15 protein-coding genes and 1 other RNA gene are annotated in these 14,982 nt (G+C 56.3%); 8 read left to right on the forward strand and 8 right to left on the reverse strand.

The window, feature by feature from the left end; genetic code table 11:
• Positions 1 to 30: 30 nt before the first annotated feature.
• From R0135_RS11225 to R0135_RS11240, 4 genes are read right to left on the reverse strand one after another with little or no spacing between them, the layout of a single operon-like run.
• On the reverse strand, positions 31 to 1,248 hold the full coding sequence (locus R0135_RS11225; RefSeq protein WP_407346943.1) for a UbiH/UbiF/VisC/COQ6 family ubiquinone biosynthesis hydroxylase: 1,218 nt from the start codon (positions 1,246 to 1,248) through the stop codon (positions 31 to 33).
• Complete coding sequence (ubiH, locus tag R0135_RS11230) at positions 1,241 to 2,479, reverse strand: 2-octaprenyl-6-methoxyphenyl hydroxylase (protein WP_407346944.1); 1,239 nt, start codon at positions 2,477 to 2,479, stop codon at positions 1,241 to 1,243. Before ubiH ends, R0135_RS11225 begins: the two co-directional genes overlap by 8 nt.
• Complete coding sequence (pepP, locus tag R0135_RS11235) at positions 2,476 to 3,834, reverse strand: Xaa-Pro aminopeptidase (RefSeq protein WP_407346945.1); 1,359 nt, start codon at positions 3,832 to 3,834, stop codon at positions 2,476 to 2,478. The genes ubiH and pepP overlap by 4 nt, the downstream gene beginning before the upstream one ends.
• On the reverse strand, positions 3,827 to 4,429 hold the full coding sequence (locus tag R0135_RS11240; protein ID WP_407346946.1) for a UPF0149 family protein: 603 nt from the start codon (positions 4,427 to 4,429) through the stop codon (positions 3,827 to 3,829). The genes pepP and R0135_RS11240 overlap by 8 nt, the downstream gene beginning before the upstream one ends.
• A gap of 92 nt (positions 4,430 to 4,521) precedes the next feature.
• Between R0135_RS11240 and zapB the strand changes: the two genes are divergently transcribed.
• From zapB to R0135_RS11260, 4 genes are all read left to right on the forward strand, one after another.
• The gene (gene zapB / locus R0135_RS11245; RefSeq protein ID WP_407346948.1) at positions 4,522 to 4,731 is read left to right on the forward strand and encodes a cell division protein ZapB; all 210 of its coding nucleotides are present in this window, start codon (positions 4,522 to 4,524) and stop codon (positions 4,729 to 4,731) included.
• Entirely contained in the window at positions 4,728 to 5,093 is a 366-nt protein-coding gene (locus R0135_RS11250) for a cell division protein ZapA (RefSeq protein ID WP_407346949.1), read from the forward strand. The genes zapB and R0135_RS11250 overlap by 4 nt, the downstream gene beginning before the upstream one ends.
• Positions 5,094 to 5,146: 53 nt before the next feature.
• A non-coding RNA gene (gene ssrS / locus R0135_RS11255) (6S RNA) lies at positions 5,147 to 5,324 on the forward strand.
• Between the two features lie 121 nt (positions 5,325 to 5,445).
• On the forward strand, positions 5,446 to 6,033 hold the full coding sequence (locus R0135_RS11260; protein ID WP_407346950.1) for a 5-formyltetrahydrofolate cyclo-ligase: 588 nt from the start codon (positions 5,446 to 5,448) through the stop codon (positions 6,031 to 6,033).
• Here R0135_RS11260 and R0135_RS11265 read toward each other — a convergent pair.
• Complete coding sequence (locus tag R0135_RS11265) at positions 6,030 to 6,176, reverse strand: hypothetical protein (RefSeq protein WP_407346951.1); 147 nt, start codon at positions 6,174 to 6,176, stop codon at positions 6,030 to 6,032. The genes R0135_RS11260 and R0135_RS11265 overlap by 4 nt on opposite strands.
• 156 nt (positions 6,177 to 6,332) lie before the next feature.
• Positions 6,333 to 7,868 (reverse strand): threonine ammonia-lyase, biosynthetic, encoded by a 1,536-nt coding sequence (gene ilvA, locus R0135_RS11270; protein WP_407349911.1) that lies wholly within the window; start codon positions 7,866 to 7,868, stop codon positions 6,333 to 6,335.
• Positions 7,869 to 8,035: 167 nt separating this feature from the next.
• Here ilvA and rpiA point away from each other — a divergent pair, with 167 nt between their 5' ends.
• Positions 8,036 to 8,728, forward strand: coding sequence for a ribose-5-phosphate isomerase RpiA (rpiA, locus tag R0135_RS11275; protein ID WP_407346952.1), 693 nt, complete (start codon positions 8,036 to 8,038; stop codon positions 8,726 to 8,728).
• On the opposite strand, the gene R0135_RS11280 is transcribed toward rpiA, so the two are convergent.
• The gene (locus R0135_RS11280; RefSeq protein ID WP_407346953.1) at positions 8,697 to 10,091 is read right to left on the reverse strand and encodes an FAD-binding oxidoreductase; all 1,395 of its coding nucleotides are present in this window, start codon (positions 10,089 to 10,091) and stop codon (positions 8,697 to 8,699) included. The genes rpiA and R0135_RS11280 overlap by 32 nt on opposite strands.
• A 131-nt stretch (positions 10,092 to 10,222) precedes the next feature.
• Here R0135_RS11280 and serA point away from each other — a divergent pair, with 131 nt between their 5' ends.
• The 3 genes from serA (at position 10,223) to R0135_RS11295 (ending at position 13,986) form a co-directional block, all read left to right on the forward strand.
• Positions 10,223 to 11,452, forward strand: a complete 1,230-nt coding sequence (gene serA, locus R0135_RS11285; protein ID WP_407346954.1) for a phosphoglycerate dehydrogenase — start codon at positions 10,223 to 10,225, stop codon at positions 11,450 to 11,452.
• 158 nt (positions 11,453 to 11,610) lie between these two features.
• Positions 11,611 to 12,807: a hypothetical protein gene (locus R0135_RS11290; RefSeq protein ID WP_407346955.1), complete on the forward strand. Its 1,197-nt coding sequence runs from the start codon at positions 11,611 to 11,613 to the stop codon at positions 12,805 to 12,807.
• A 3-nt stretch (positions 12,808 to 12,810) separates the two neighbouring features.
• Positions 12,811 to 13,986 carry an aspartyl/asparaginyl beta-hydroxylase domain-containing protein gene (locus R0135_RS11295; RefSeq protein WP_407346956.1) on the forward strand — a complete coding sequence of 392 codons (1,176 nt, stop codon included), beginning with the start codon at positions 12,811 to 12,813 and terminating at the stop codon, positions 13,984 to 13,986.
• A gap of 49 nt (positions 13,987 to 14,035) precedes the next feature.
• Here the strand turns inward: R0135_RS11295 and R0135_RS11300 are convergent, their stop codons facing one another.
• Positions 14,036 to 14,818: a LamG-like jellyroll fold domain-containing protein gene (locus tag R0135_RS11300; protein ID WP_407346957.1), complete on the reverse strand. Its 783-nt coding sequence runs from the start codon at positions 14,816 to 14,818 to the stop codon at positions 14,036 to 14,038.
• Positions 14,819 to 14,982 lie beyond the last annotated feature (164 nt).

Genomic DNA, 14,982 nt, shown 5'->3' on the forward strand with positions numbered 1-14,982 from the left:
GAAAACTCAACGCGAATACGCCAACGATACTTAACCTACACCCATAGCCTGACGAATAATACGCCGCTTCACCATCGGCAGTCCTGCCACAGTTCGCATACCGGTGTTACGCAACCAACGAAGCGGCGGCGCGTCTTGCTCAAACAACCGCTTGAAACCGTCCATAGCAGCCATCATGGCAAGGTTGTCTCCTTTGCGGCGGCGCTGATACCGACTCAACACATCCATACGACCGGGCCCCAGGCCGCGGGCAAATGCCGTATTGAGCTCCTCTGCCAACACCTGTACATCCGCAAGACCCAGATTAATACCCTGCCCCGCAAGGGGGTGGATCGTGTGCGCCGCGTCCCCGACTAGGGCAACCCCGGGAAGCACATAGTCCACCGCATGACGCTGACGCAAGGGAAAAGCCTTGCGCGGCGCACAGGCTGTTACTTTTCCAAGGGTATATTCACTCGCCTCACCAAGCGCTTTGGCAAAGTCCGGGTCATCCATGGCTAAAAGCTCGTCGGCCAAATGCTCTTCGATGGACCAGACAATCGAGCACAAGCGATCATCGGCACTATCCAGAGGCAGCAAGGCAAGAGGTCCGGTCTGCAAAAAACGCTGCCACGCTGTGTGCTGATGGGGATTCTCAAATGCCACGGTTGTTACGATGGCCCGATGCCCGTATTCCCATTCGCGAGTGCGCATGCCCAACAATTCACGGGTGGGTGACAGTGCTCCGTCGGCAGCGATGAGTAGCTGAGCGTGAATACGCCCTCCGTCCTCAAGCTTTAACAACGCTCCGTGCTCATCCAGACTCAGATCAGACAAACGCGCAGGCGCTAAAACACGAACATCGCCAAGAGCCTGGACCTTTTGCGCCAGCGCGGCAGTGACCAGACGGTTCTCAACAATAGTCCCCAAAGATTCCGCAGACACTTCCTGTGCGTCAAACTCGATGCGTCCCGTACCTTCGGCATCCCAAACGGTCATATGCTGATAAGCACAGCAGCGGGTGGCTTCGATAACCGGCCATACATCCAACTGCTCCAAAAAGTCTATCGATCGAGGCGTCAGCGCACTGACCCGGGCATCGTAATCCTCGGGCGAATCACCCGGTAGCACCGTTGACTGGGGTAACTCTCGGGCCTCAAGCACCACGACGGAGCACCCGGAACCTGCCAGGGCAGCGGCCGCGGCGAGCCCGGCAATACCCCCACCAACAATCGCAATATCCACCTTGTCGTAATTTGCCTCACCCATGTCCTGACTCCAGCGCTGCCATGCCCGCGGCTTGCTGTACAAACTCCCGGCGCAGCAGCGGGAACATATCCATTCCAGACAGTGCAAGATCTCTACCCAGAGACAGCACGGGGTCTGTCACCATAAACAGCGCAGGCAAGCCGTCACTGGCTGCGATGGTTTGGGCCTGATCACGCTGGCGGTCCTGCGCATAAGCTGCCAGCACTGCGGTATCGCCAACCCCGGTGTCCTTGTGCACAGCTTCTGCAAACGTGCGACTGAGCGCCGCCGCGTCACGCAAAGCCAGATTAAAACCCTGGCCCGCAACCGGATGCAGTGCATGTGCTGCGTTACCAAGAACCACACAGCCGCGTCTTACCTGTTCTACGGCTTCGGTGAGAGTCAGAGGGTAGCTATGACGCTCCCCCACTCGCAAAACGCGACCCAATCGATAACCAAAAGCATCAATCAGCGTCCGAGAAAAAACCTCCAGCTCGGCAATCTCCAAAGCGGCAGCCTCTGCCGGCGCCAGCGTCCAAACCAGAGCCATGCGATGAGGAGCCTGCTGCGAAGGTGGCAGTGGAAGTAGAGCTAAAGGGCCGGTGGCGGTAAAACGCTCGTAGGCAACGCCGCCATGATCTTTCTCAAAGGCCAAATTAGCGATGAGCGCGCTTTGACCGTAGGTTTTACGCTGGGTGAGGAACCCCAGCTTCTCGCGGAGGGTCGACTCTGCGCCATCGGCGATCACCAGCACGTCTGCGTCGATCTCTTCTTGATCCAGAATGACTCGCATACCAAGCCCCTGTGGCTTGGCATCGGTGACCCGGTCGGGGCAACGCAGGGTCAGGCGCGAACAGTCATGTGCAGCCGCAAGCAGTGTTCGTCCCAAACAAGGGTTCTCGACTACCCAACCCAATGCATCCCAGCCCTGCTCAGCGCTTGAAAGCAGGCTGCTTCCAAAGCGCCCGCGTCGCGACACGTGAATCTGATCAATGGGAGCCAGCCCGGGCAGCAGAGAGCTCCATAGCCCGAGTTCCCGATACAAGGTTGCCGTGCTGTAACTCAGCGCAGTGGAGCGCGCATCAAAAGACGGATGGTAGCCCGCCTGAACGTCTCCTGGCGCGGGCAAGGCACGACCTTCGACCAGAGTAATACGTGCAGAATCGGGTAGTTGCTCATGCAGCAGCAATGCCAGGCTCAGGCCCACCATACCGCCTCCGGCAATAAGAATATGCGGGGCCTGGACACTCACTGCATCCACTCCTCTACTTCTTCGCTGGTTCGTGGCAAGCCGTCACTGAGCAGCTCGTAGCCATGCTCGGTAATGATCACGTCGTCCTCAATGCGAACACCAATACCCCGCCAGGCGGCAGGAACATTGAGATTATCCGGCGATACATAGATTCCCGGCTCCACAGTGAGGGCCATACCCGGCTCCAACTGTCGCCACTGCCCCCCGGGACGATAGTCACCTACGTCGTGTACATCCAGACCCAACCAGTGACCCACTCGATGCATATAAAAATCCTGATACGCGCCTTCTTTAATAAGCCGGCTTACGTTGCCTCGCAGCAAACCAAGATCCACAAGTCCGCTGGTAATCACATCAACAGTAGCGCAATGCGCGGCGTTCCAGTCTCGCCCAGGCGCCAAAGCATCAAAGGCCGCTTGCTGCGCCGCCAGGGTCAGCTCATATAGCGCTCGCTGCCTTTTGCTGAAATGCCCGCTCACGGGAAAGGTACGGGTGATATCCGCTGCGTAACCACGGTACTCACAGCCCGCATCGATGAGCACAAGATCACCTCGCTTCAAGCGCTGGTGATTGCCGATGTAGTGCATCGTGCAAGCGTTGGCGCCGCCAGCCACGATACTGGGATAGGCCGCGTGGCGAGCGCCGTGACGCGCAAACTCATGCAATAGTTCCGCTTCCAGCTGGTACTCATACATACCTGGACGGCACTGACGCATGGCACGACGATGCGCCTGCACGGTTATCGCTGCCGCCTGGCGCATCTGACGCACTTCGGCCGCTGACTTGAACAGCCGCTGCTCGTGCAACAGATGATCCAGATCCGTAAATTCACCCGGCGGAGCAGCCCCCGCAGCAACTTTACTGCGAATACTGTTAACCCAGGCCATAACCCGGGTATCAAACTCTCGGCTGCGACCCATGGAGTAGTACACCCGGTCGCGACCCTCGATCAGTCCCACAAGAATGTCGTCAATATCACTCAGTGGAAACGCGTCGTCGGCGCCATAGCGCTCACAGGCCGCGTCCGCGCCTACTCGTTCACCATTCCAAAGCTCTTCTTGCGCGTCTTTCTCATGGCAAAAAAGAACATACTCGCCGTACTCCCTCCCCGGGAGAAACACCGCGACAGCATCAGGCTCGGGAAATCCGGTGAGATAGTGAAAGTCGCTGTCCTGACGAAAGGGAAATTCCGTATCCCGGCTGCGTGTAGCCAGTGCGCCCGCCGTGACGATAGCGATACTGTTTTGCTCGAGCATCCCCAGCAGCTTATGTCGACGGCGGCGAAAATCGCCGCGAGGAATATTAGCGACGCGACCTGGAAGCTCGAGCTCGGACAGCGACTGGGCTTCAGTCATTGCTCAAAGGGGCGGGCTCATCACCGCCAACACCGGCGTCCAACATCACGTTCATAGCGGCCACACGCAGATATTCCAGCAGTTCGTAGTAAGCATCCTCGGCGGCGTTGCTGTCCTCCTCGTCTTCATCATCCACGGCAGCTTGTGCGATGGCCGCGAAGTCGCGCAAAGCCTCGGCGCTATCGGGTAAGACTGCCTCGCCCTGGCCTTCGGACTTAACTCGAGCCTGGGCATAACCGCTGAGAAATCCCCGACACCATTGCGCCATTGCCTCAATTCTCTGGGACAACTCCAACTCGTCTTCGGGAAGCAAGGGCTGAAAGTCAAAAGAGCCCTCGCCGAGGCTTTCGATGGCTGTGTGACGCAAGCTGGCAACACCGTCTGCCAAAGAACCGTGTAGAGAAATATCAAGGGTTTGCTCCAGCTCTGCCAACAATGCCGCTTCACCGCCGCGGAAACCTCCGCCGAGAAGTCCACAGAGGCAGCCATGCAATTCAGCGGGCGACAACATTTCGCCTTGCTCGAGGAGTCCGTTAGCAAGTTCGTCAAAAAACGCCGAGATCGAGTCAGCGGGATGTGGGTCTAAGATAGACAATGTGATTTCCAGAGCGCGTTCGCGCCGTTGACCTGCCTGAATACGAACCCTATAGTGCCGACAACCCTCCGCGTCACGCAAGTTATGTCTGCATGTCCGATGATGTTTTAAAAGTTCTGGAAGGCAAGATCGACCAATTAATAGATCTGTGCGCCCAGCTTAACCTCGAAAATCAGGCCCTGAAACGGGAGAACCTGGGGTTCCAGCAGGAACGCCGGGACCTCATTGCCAAGAATGATCTGGCCCGAGCGCGCGTGGAAGCCACCTTGCAACGCCTGCGCAGTATGGAGGCAGCATCATGAGCGCCAATGCCAGCACTTTTTCCGTCACCATCCTGGAAAAGGAATATCAGGTCGCCTGCCCCCCGGACCAGCAAGCAGAGCTTTTGCTATCTGCACGCCATCTCGATGAGCAAATGCGTGCAATCCGCTCCACGGGCAAGGTTATCGGGCTCGAGCGTATTGCGGTCATGGCAGCTTTAAACATCAGCCATGAACTGCTGCAAACCCGCAACGGAGTCTCGACCGGCAATGCAAAAGACAGCGGCAAAGCCAATGCAACTGCAGAAAAAAGCGGTGAAGTAGCTGATCCGGCAGGCTTATCCAGCCTGAATGCAAAGCTGGATGAGGCCCTGCACCAACTACGCCAGCTCGAAATAGGCTGAACAAAGCCTGAGGCTCGCCGTTAAGCCTCGTTCAGATACGTTATACTTGTTCTCGGTCCCTGGTGCATTTGCCAGACACTCTGTCCTCGAGCCGATAAGCGTTAACCGGGGGTGACCGTTGGCGTTGGTGTGCAAGTCCGGCATGACCGGGAAGCCTAATACGTCACGGAAGCCACCACCTTGAACCATCGGGTTCAAGGGCCGTACCGTCAGCGGTGCTCCGGGTACCGACTTTTATGTCCGCGTATGTCCGCGATTTAGCTACATAATCAATGTCTTCTCACAACATCAATGTCTTCTCGCATCCATAGCCCCACTCCCCATTCAGCCCCACTGACAATGGTCTCGCGCCGTGAGTACTGAGGACCTGTCACGCAATGTCCGGCGTCAGCGTCTAAGAGAGCAACGTCGATGTCTCGATAACGATTACGCTCAAGCAGCCTCACTGAAAGCTGCACAACATTTAGTCCGTGATCCGCTCTGGCAGGCACAACACATCGCGCTCTATCTGAGCAATGACGGTGAGCTCGACCCATCGGCAATCGCCAAGGCTGCATGGGAGGCGGGCAAACACCTCTATCTTCCGGTGATCAGTTCGTCGGGCATACAATTTTGTCCCTGGCATGTGAGCGACGCCCTCCAACCGAATCGCTATGGCATCGGCGAGCCTCAGGGGAAACCGGTTGCACCGGGCACGCTGGAGTTATTGCTGCTGCCGACCGTGGGATGGTCAGCCAGTGGATTTCGCCTGGGAATGGGCGGCGGTTATTACGATCGGTTTTTAGCGAGCAACAACTGCGAAACCGCGCTACGTTTTGGCCTGGCTTACGATTGCCAGCAAGACGACTCTCTGGACCTGCTACAAGAATCCTGGGATCAGCCGTTACACGGCGTACTTACGGAAAGCGGAATTAAACGATTTGGCGGTGGCGCTAGCTAGCGACTTCCGACGAGCCCCGCCTGCAACGGTGATGCGGGAGCTGCCACCGTGGAGTTGGCCGACATAGGCAGCAGTAGAGTAACCACCACGCCCAAGCCAAAGAGGGCGGTTAAGACGAACAACATGTCGGGGCGCTGTTTCACACAATATCCTGTCAATAAATTCTATGCCGACCGGGCGATAAACTGCGATTCGCATGCAGCAAACTTTGAGCCACGATCTCTTTTTTGTTACTAAGTCACAAATATGGCATGGAATACGTGCAGGGGCAAGCCGTCTGCTTAGACGAGCCGAGCTTATTAGCGCCCGGCTTCGGGGCGACCAAGGTACAAGCGATAGGCTGCATTGTCTGTTTCATCCCAATAGCGATAGCCAATGGCATCCAAACAGGCGCGCGCCTCTGAGCGCTCTTTTGGGCCCACCTGCATTCCCACCAAAATTCTTCCGTAAGCAGCGCCGTGGTTACGATAGTGAAAAAGCGAAATGTTCCAGCGCTGTCCCAGCCCCGACAAAAACTTTAACAACGCACCCGGTCGCTCGGGAAACTCCACGCGATACACGCGCTCGGAGGCAACACTGTCGGGCGCAACTCCACCTACCATGTAACGCACGTGGAGCTTGGCCATTTCGTTGTCTGTTAGATCCTCGCTCTCGTAACCCTTGTCAGCAAGTTGGGCCAATAGCGTGCGCAAATCATCGCCGCCGGGCTCCACGGACAGACCGACAAATATCCGTGCGTCCCGATCACTGCTGTAACGGTAGTTGAACTCGGTGATATTGCGGCGCCCCAGACTGCTGCAAAACTTGCGAAAAGCCCCGGCCTGTTCCGGGATCGTGACACTGATCACCGCCTCGCGCTTCTCCCCAATCTCGGTCTGTTCAGAGATGTATCGAAGTCGATCAAAATTGGTATTCGCGCCGCTGAGCACAGCCAATAGCTGCTGCCCTTGAACACCTTCTCGCTCCACATACTTCTTGAGTCCCGCCAAAGCCAGCGCCCCGGCAGGCTCAGCAATACCGCGGGTATCCTCAAAAATATCCTTAATCGCCGCACACATCTCATCGGTACTGGCGGTAATTACTTCATCAACCGTCTCGCGAATGATTCGAAAAGTTTCTTTACCAACCTGAGCGACCGCACAGCCATCCGCGAACAGACCGACCTCTGGCAAAGTCACCCGGCGCCCCTTCTCAAGGGCCGCTTTCAGGCAGGCCGCATCTTCGGGCTCTACGCCGATGATTTTGGTGTTTGGCCACACGTAACGAATGTAGGCCGCCATGCCCGCCAGCAGACCACCACCGCCCACGGGAACAAACACCGCATCCAGAGGCTCCTGATGCTGTCGAACAATCTCCATCCCTACGGTGCCCTGCCCAGCGATGACATCGGGATCATCAAAGGGATGTACGTAGGTAAGATCTTTTTCTTTCACTAGCGTCTGAGCATGGATTGACGCCTCGTCAAAATTGTCGCCGTGCAAAACCACGTGGGCACCCCGACTTCGCACCGCATCAACTTTGATGCTCGGTGTCGTTCTGGGCATCACAATAGTGGCCGAAACCCCCATGCGCTGAGCCGCCATGGCCAGGCCCTGGGCATGATTACCCGCAGAGGCGGCAATGACACCCCGCGCTCGCTGCGCCTCGCTCAGGCGCGACATTTTGTTGTAGGCACCACGAAGCTTAAAAGAAAAGACGGGCTGCAGATCTTCACGCTTCAACCAGATACTGTTGCCAAATCGCTTGGACAACAGCATGGCTTGATCCACAGGAGTCTCCCGCGCCACGTCATAGACGCGCGCGTCGAGAATCCGCTTGATGTAGGACTCAGGCATGGCAGGGTCAACTGGTAAAACACCCATAGTAAAGCAGCGGCAGGCAGCTTGCAGCCAGCGTTTTTGGAACTCTTGCAACAAGTCGGCAAAAGTTTCCCCGCACAGACTCCCAGCTCTGCGTCTGCACGGGTACACTTGAGCGAACTCAGGCTCACCGCGAGAAACTAATGGATCAGGACAGCCTCAAACTGAGCGTTGCGCAGGCAGCGCTCGACATCATTGCGCCGCAGCTCGAATCCAACACCATATTGGGCATTGGAACCGGCTCTACCGCCAATATGTTCATCGATCTGCTGGCCGATGTGGCCCACCTTTTTGATGGCGCGGTAGCCAGCTCGCAAGCTAGCGCCGAGCGACTCAAAAGTCACAACATCCCGGTGTATGACCTCAACACTGTGAACCAGGTGGCTGTGTATATCGATGGCGCCGACGAATGTAACGAGGCGCTGGAGCTGATCAAAGGCGGTGGTGCGGCGCTCACTCGAGAGAAGATTGTCGCGGCAGTAGCCAAGGAATTTATCTGCATCGCCGATGGCAGCAAATGGGTGAAGGTTCTGGGAGAGTTCCCCTTACCGGTAGAGGTCATTCCCATGGCGAGAAGCCACGTTGCCCGAGAAATCGTAAAACTCGGCGGCGACCCGGTCCTTCGAGAGGATGTGGTCACTGACAACGGCAACGTGATTCTCGACGTCTATAACTTCCCCATTCCCCAGCCGCTTGCCACTGAAGCCAAGATAAACGGGATTGTCGGGGTTGTCTGTAACGGTCTGTTTGCTTTGCGCCCGGCCGATCGACTGCTTCTGGGCACTGCCGATGGGGTGCGCGATATCAAGCGTCCAAAATCTTTCCTGGATTCATAATTCCCGCCGGGTCAAACACGCGTTTGAGTTGCGCCATGAGCGCAATCTCTGCCTCAGACCGGCTGTAGGCTAAATAGGGCTTTTTCAGTAAGCCCACGCCGTGCTCCGCCGAAATGCTCCCGCCATGGCGAGCCACAGACTCGAACACGCCCTGGCTTACAGACCCGCAGCGCGCTTGAAACTCTTCCATGGGCATAGCATCGGGCTTGAGAATATTAAGATGTACGTTGCCGTCACCGATATGCCCAAACCAAATGATTTCAAAATCTGGGTAGTTAGCGCCTACCAGCTCCTCGACCTCTTTAAGTAACGAAGGTACGCGCGAAACTATGGTCGAAATATCGTTTTTATAGGGCGTCCATCGCGAGATGGTTTCAGAAATGTCCTCGCGCAAGCGCCACAGCGCGCTGGCCTGGGCAAGACTCTGGCTCATGACGCCATCTTCCACCCAGCCCTCTTCCACGCAGTGCTCAAAGCACTCCATGGCTGCGGCTTCGGCACGCTCATCTATCTTCTCAAACTCCAACAGCGCGTAGTAATGACTCGCAGTCGCAAAGGGTCGCGCCAGACCTTGGTGCTCAATAACTTTAGCCAGTGCTTCTTCCGAGAAGAACTCAAAAGCCTCTAAACGGACCCGATCCCGAAAGCTACGCAGTACCTGCATGATGGACGCCATGTCCGGGGTGCCCAGCACCATAACAGCGCGCTCGGCCGGCTGCGCCTCCAGGCGCATAGTGGCCTCAACAATAATGCCCAAGGTTCCTTCAGAGCCAATCATAAGATGCCTGAAATCGTAGCCGGCGTTGTTTTTTACCAGGCCGCGATTCAGATCTAGAAGCTCGCCGGTGCCAGTCACCACTTTTAACCCTGCCACCCAATCGCGGGTCATGCCATAGCGAATAACCTTGATACCCCCGGCATTTGTTGCGACGTTGCCACCGATTTGGCTGGAGCCACTGGAAGCGAAATCCACCGGATAAAATAATCCCTGGCTTTCGGCGAACTCCTGAAGCTGCGCAGTCACAACTCCTCCTCCACAGCGAACCGTCCGATCCGTGGCATCAAAGTCGCTCAACTCATTCATGCGATCCAGCGCTACAACGACTTCTCCATTGGCGGCCACCGCTCCTGCTGATAAACCACTTCGACCACCCGAGGGCACCAAGGCGACGTTTTCCGCGCAGGCCCAGCGCACCACGGCCTGAACCTGTTCTATGGATGATGGCAAAACGACGGCGGCCGGATTAGGACTATGCACCCGCGTCCAATCCCTGCCGTATTGGAGGCAGGACTCCTCATCAGTACGCAGGCCTTTTTGATCCACCAGGGACGCCAGAGTTTCGAGTTGTTGAGGACTTAGCACAGGGCTCTCCGGGAAAATACCGAGGTCAAATCGCGGGCTCTAAACACCGCGGCGGCGTATGCTACCATGCGCCGCCGCGGCACTCAGGCTGCGTGAACATCATCCCGAAGTACCCTACAGAGTTACCCAAAATGGCGCAGCAGTCCCTCGAAAAAACCAAGATTCGTATCCTCTTGCTCGAGGGGGTTCACCCTTCTGCCATCGAAATCCTGAATCGCGCCGGGTATTTCAATATTGAGCATCACAGTAAGTCCCTACCGCCAGAGGAGCTTAAAACAGCGATCGCCTCCGCGCACTTTGTCGGCATCCGTTCACGGACCCAGCTCAGTGAAGAGATTCTCGCTGCAGCCCCAAAACTTATTGCTATTGGCTGTTTTTGTATCGGCACGAATCAGGTGGATCTGGATGCTGCCACGCGCCGCGGAATCGTGGTTTTTAATGCACCATTTTCAAACACCCGCAGCGTGGCCGAACTGGTCATCGCCGAAGCGATTATTCTACTGCGGGGCTTAGCGGCCAAGAACGCTGCAGCACATCGCGGCCAGTGGCAAAAATCCGCGGCTCACTCTTACGAGATTCGCGGCAAACGTCTGGGAATCATAGGCTACGGCAACATCGGCATGCAGTTGGGCATTATCGCTGAAGGCCTGGGTATGCGTGTACAGTTTCACGATGTGATCAATCGGCTGCCCTTGGGCAATGCCCAGCAAGTCATTAGTTTGGATGCGCTACTGGCCAACTCCGATGTAGTGAGCCTGCATGTACCCGAAACTGCGGCAACCGAAAACATGATTGGAGAGCGAGAACTCGCCTTGATGCCCAAAGGCAGCATCCTCATCAATGCGTCCCGAGGTACGGTGGTGGACATTGACGCTCTGGCCGCGGCACTGGAGAGTGAGCATATTCGGGGTACGGCAATTGATGTATTCCCGGTAGAGCCTCGCTCCAATGACGACGAGTTCATATCGCCGCTGAGGGCCTTCGACAATGCTTTCCTGACGCCGCATGTAGGCGGCAGCACCATGGAGGCTCAGGCCAACATCGGAGCAGAGGTTGCCGAAAAACTGTCGCGCTATTCTGACAACGGTACGACCACAAGTTCGGTTAATATGCCTGAAGTAGCACTGCCGGAGCACGAAGGCAGCCATCGCTTGTTACATATACACAGGAACGTTCCGGGCGTGATGGGCGCAATTAACAACATTTTTTCAGAAATTGGGGTCAATATTGTCGCGCAATACCTACAAACCAACGAGCACGTAGGCTACGTAGTAATCGATATTGATGCTGAATACTCAGAGCTCGCCCTCGAGAAATTGACGGCGCTGGAAACTACATTGCGGTGTCGAGTATTGTTTTAAACAGGCACAAGATCCAAAAATCCAGCACGGCGCTCGCAGCGCTGCTGGCGCTTGCGTTCGCGCCTCTTTGTCTCGCGCAGTTTGTTGACGGTGATGGTACGCAGTGCTGCTCATCGATGATGCCCCAGCCCTCAGCGCCGACCTACTATGGCGCTAGCATGTTTCGAGAAGACGACCCGCGGGCCGCCGCACAATTTCTCGTCGCTGAACCACTTGATCCTCCGGCGTCCTCCAAGGTGCTGCTGGAAACCCTGGAACGCCAGGAGCTGGAAGAAGGCCCTATGTCGCCGGGTCTGGCGACCACGCTTGAATATCTAGGCTCGGCCTATCTCGCGGAGAACCGCGTCAATCAGGCACTGCGAGCCTTCAGTCGAGGGATTCACCTGGCCCGTGTAAATGATGGCCTGAACACCCCCGCGCAGCTTTCCATGCTCGAACAACTCATCGCCACGCATATCCGCCGCGGGGACTACGCCGCCGCGGACAAACAGCAGGCCTACCTCTACCGGATCAAAAGCAATGGTCAGCAGCATGCGGGGAATGACGAGCTCCGTGAAGCCACCCTGCGCTATGCCGATTGGATGCGCGGCGTCTACCTGGGTGACATCGACTATCAGCGCTTTCCTCGACTTGTGGGAATCAGTGACCTTTATGACCGAGCCATAGAGGAGGTTGTAGCAGCCCAAGGCGATACCAGCCCTGAATTACTGGACTACCTGCAAGGTAAAGTCGAGCTGTCCTATTTGATATCCGTGTATCCCGGCGAGCGCGAAACCGGCTTCAGTGCGAGCACGGGACAGATGGCCGGCTTTGATGTTGCAAGCGAAGCACAGTTGAGGTTCTGGAGATTGCAGGAACACAATTTCCGTTATGGTCTGCAGGCCCTTGAGCATAAAGAACGAGTCATAGCTGCAAATCCGGGGAGCAGTGCTGATGAACGCGCCAACGCTCGACTGGCTATCGCCGACTGGTATCAGTGGCATCGGCGCTACGCACCTGCGGTACGTATGTATAAAGAAACCTGGAATATCAGGGCCGCCGAAGAGGGCGCTGAGGCATGGCTGGCAAGCACCTTTAATAATCCGCTTGAGCTGCCCCTGGAGACGGTCTTCAACCCCGGTGCCGTGCCGGTGGGAACGCTCAATCTGGCGGAAGTGGACATTGATTTCGCTGTGTCACGTCATGGCGAAGCCATCGATATCAATGTAACTACCGATGCTACAGGCGAACATGCAAAGTCCACAATCAACCGCGCCTACCGCTACCTGCGGAGCGTGCGCTTCCGCCCAAAACTCGAGAATGGACAGGTCGTCGCCGCAGCAAACATGCGTCGCACCTACAAAATAAGGTACTGAATCATGGTCGCTGGGCCTGAGCTAAAAAAAATCATTGTCGACTCGCAGGCGATGGTCCGACAGGGCGACCCCCGAGGCGCTCTGAGCTATTTGCAAAGCGCAGCACCGCAACTAGCCGGCTACGTGGACTTTCATATGAACGTGGCTATTGCCCAGCGTGCTCTGGGAGACCTGCCAGCCGCCATCAAGGCGCTCAATAACGCGTTGGCCATCGACCCCTATGCCTTTATGCCCATGCTGTCCAAAGGCGCCATACTCGAGCAAATGGGCGATATGCGTACGGCTGCCCAGGTGTATAAAGATGTGCTGCGTATAGCGCCCCCGGATTCAGACACCCCCGCGTCCCTTCGCCCACCACTGCAACGCGCCCAGGAAGTCGTAGACGAGCAAGCAGCGGCAATGGCGAGCTACTTTCGCGACACCCTAAGCCCGCTGATGCAGGAGCATGGCGGTGAATCCCTGGGGCGATTTGAAGAGTGTATGGACGTCGTAGCCGGCGTAAAACGCGTTTACAACGCCGAGCCAGTACAAGTGCACTATCCGCGTCTGCCGGCGATTCCATTTTTTGATCGCAGCTATTTTCCGTGGTTCGAAACCCTCGAAGCCGCCACTGAAACCATTCAGGGCGAACTCCAGTCGCTAATGAACGAAGGGCTGCCGGGCTTTAAGCCCTACGTACAGTACGCGCCGGGCACGCCAGAAAATCAGTTCAAACCCCTGAATCACTCGGATAACTGGAGTTCATTGTGGCTTTGGAAAGATGGCCAGCCACAAAAAGAAGCCATGGCCCGCTGCCCAAAAACCACTGCTGTGCTAGAGCAGCTTCCGCTGGCAGATCAGCCCGACTTTGCACCCACCGCACTGTTTTCGGCACTGGCGCCACACACGAAGATACCCCCGCACACAGGCTCCACCAATACCCGACTGCTCGTGCATTTACCGCTAATTTTACCCGGACCGGCGGGGTTTCGTGTGGGCAATGAGGTGCGGGAGTGGCGCATCGGAGAGGCCTGGGCCTTTGATGACACCATTGAGCACGAAGCCTGGAATGACGCAGACCAGACTCGCGTGATTATGATTTTTGATATCTGGAACCCGCTGCTGACGGAGGCCGAGCGCAGCATGGTCTCGGCGCTGCTGGGCACGCACCGGGATTGGCTGGCGGGGGCGGGCAAATAGCGCGCAATAAAAAGCCCACCGAAGTGGGCTCGAATACCAGAAGTACTCATTAAGACCTACGACGCTGCCAGCCAAGACCTGCAAGACCCAGACCGATGAGCGCAAGCGTTGCGGGCGCAGGTACCGGAAGCCCATTCGCTTCGATGTTGCGCAGCTCGGCGACGGAAAGAGCGCGGTCATAAATAAAGATGTTATCGACCAAGCCGTTGATTTGATGACCAGCATAGGTGCTTAAACCACCAACCGTGAAGAAGCTGTTACCGTTGCTGTTGTTCGTTCCCAACACTTCTTGAGATTGTCCATCAAAATACACAGTCGTAGTTTGCCCGTTCCCCTGGTAAGAGGCAGCAACGAACTTCCACTCGTTCAAGGTCAGGTCAGCCAAAGTAGAGGTATACGTTTTTCCAACCCCTGCTGCAGGCTTTATGTTGCTGCCCGAGAATCGGCTGTCATGCAGTGATATAGATCGATCGTAACCACCGTTGTCGTGTCCGATCACCCAGCCACGATTGTTAGGAACGCTGGCAATATTCACCCACGCGCCAAAGGTGATTGCCCCGAAATTGCTAGGGCTGATATCCACATTCGCGCTGAATAAGCCTCCTTGACCATCAAAGGAGAAAGCTTGGCCATCGAATCCCGCAGCGTAAGTGACACCTGCGGCAAGCGTGCCGTCTACACCGCCCACAGAATCCGTCGCGTCGCCATTGGCTTCCCACAAATGAATGAGTCCGGCAGATGCAACACTGGAAAACCCCAGCCCCAAGCCAATGGTTAAAAGTGTCCCGCAAACATGGCGGAGTATCGTGGAGTCGCTGGTCGATTTACGCATTTGATCATAATCCTTTCATTGAACAATCGGTTCCGTTTGACCTATGGCGGGACTTTTGACGCACGCAGGCCTTGGATGCTTAAAACACCGCAAGGCACATGCCACAAAAAGAAAGGGAAATAATATGCTTATAAAACAATGGGATGCAGACTCCCCGGGCAATA

The organism is Congregibacter variabilis (genome assembly GCF_045689235.1).
In the GTDB taxonomy this organism is placed as follows: Bacteria; Pseudomonadota; Gammaproteobacteria; order Pseudomonadales; family Halieaceae; genus Congregibacter; species Congregibacter variabilis.

Coding starts and splice junctions, on each gene's coding strand:
- R0135_RS11225 (WP_407346943.1), bottom strand. CDS start 1,248: ATGGGTGAGGCAAATTACGACAAGGTGGATATTGCGATTGTTGGTGGG.
- pepP (WP_407346945.1), bottom strand. CDS start 3,834: ATGACTGAAGCCCAGTCGCTGTCCGAGCTCGAGCTTCCAGGTCGCGTC.
- zapB (WP_407346948.1), top strand. CDS start 4,522: ATGTCCGATGATGTTTTAAAAGTTCTGGAAGGCAAGATCGACCAATTA.
- R0135_RS11250 (WP_407346949.1), top strand. CDS start 4,728: ATGAGCGCCAATGCCAGCACTTTTTCCGTCACCATCCTGGAAAAGGAA.
- ilvA (WP_407349911.1), bottom strand. CDS start 7,868: ATGCCTGAGTCCTACATCAAGCGGATTCTCGACGCGCGCGTCTATGAC.
- rpiA (WP_407346952.1), top strand. CDS start 8,036: ATGGATCAGGACAGCCTCAAACTGAGCGTTGCGCAGGCAGCGCTCGAC.
- serA (WP_407346954.1), top strand. CDS start 10,223: ATGGCGCAGCAGTCCCTCGAAAAAACCAAGATTCGTATCCTCTTGCTC.
- R0135_RS11290 (WP_407346955.1), top strand. CDS start 11,611: ATGTTTCGAGAAGACGACCCGCGGGCCGCCGCACAATTTCTCGTCGCT.
- R0135_RS11295 (WP_407346956.1), top strand. CDS start 12,811: ATGGTCGCTGGGCCTGAGCTAAAAAAAATCATTGTCGACTCGCAGGCG.
- R0135_RS11300 (WP_407346957.1), bottom strand. CDS start 14,818: ATGCGTAAATCGACCAGCGACTCCACGATACTCCGCCATGTTTGCGGG.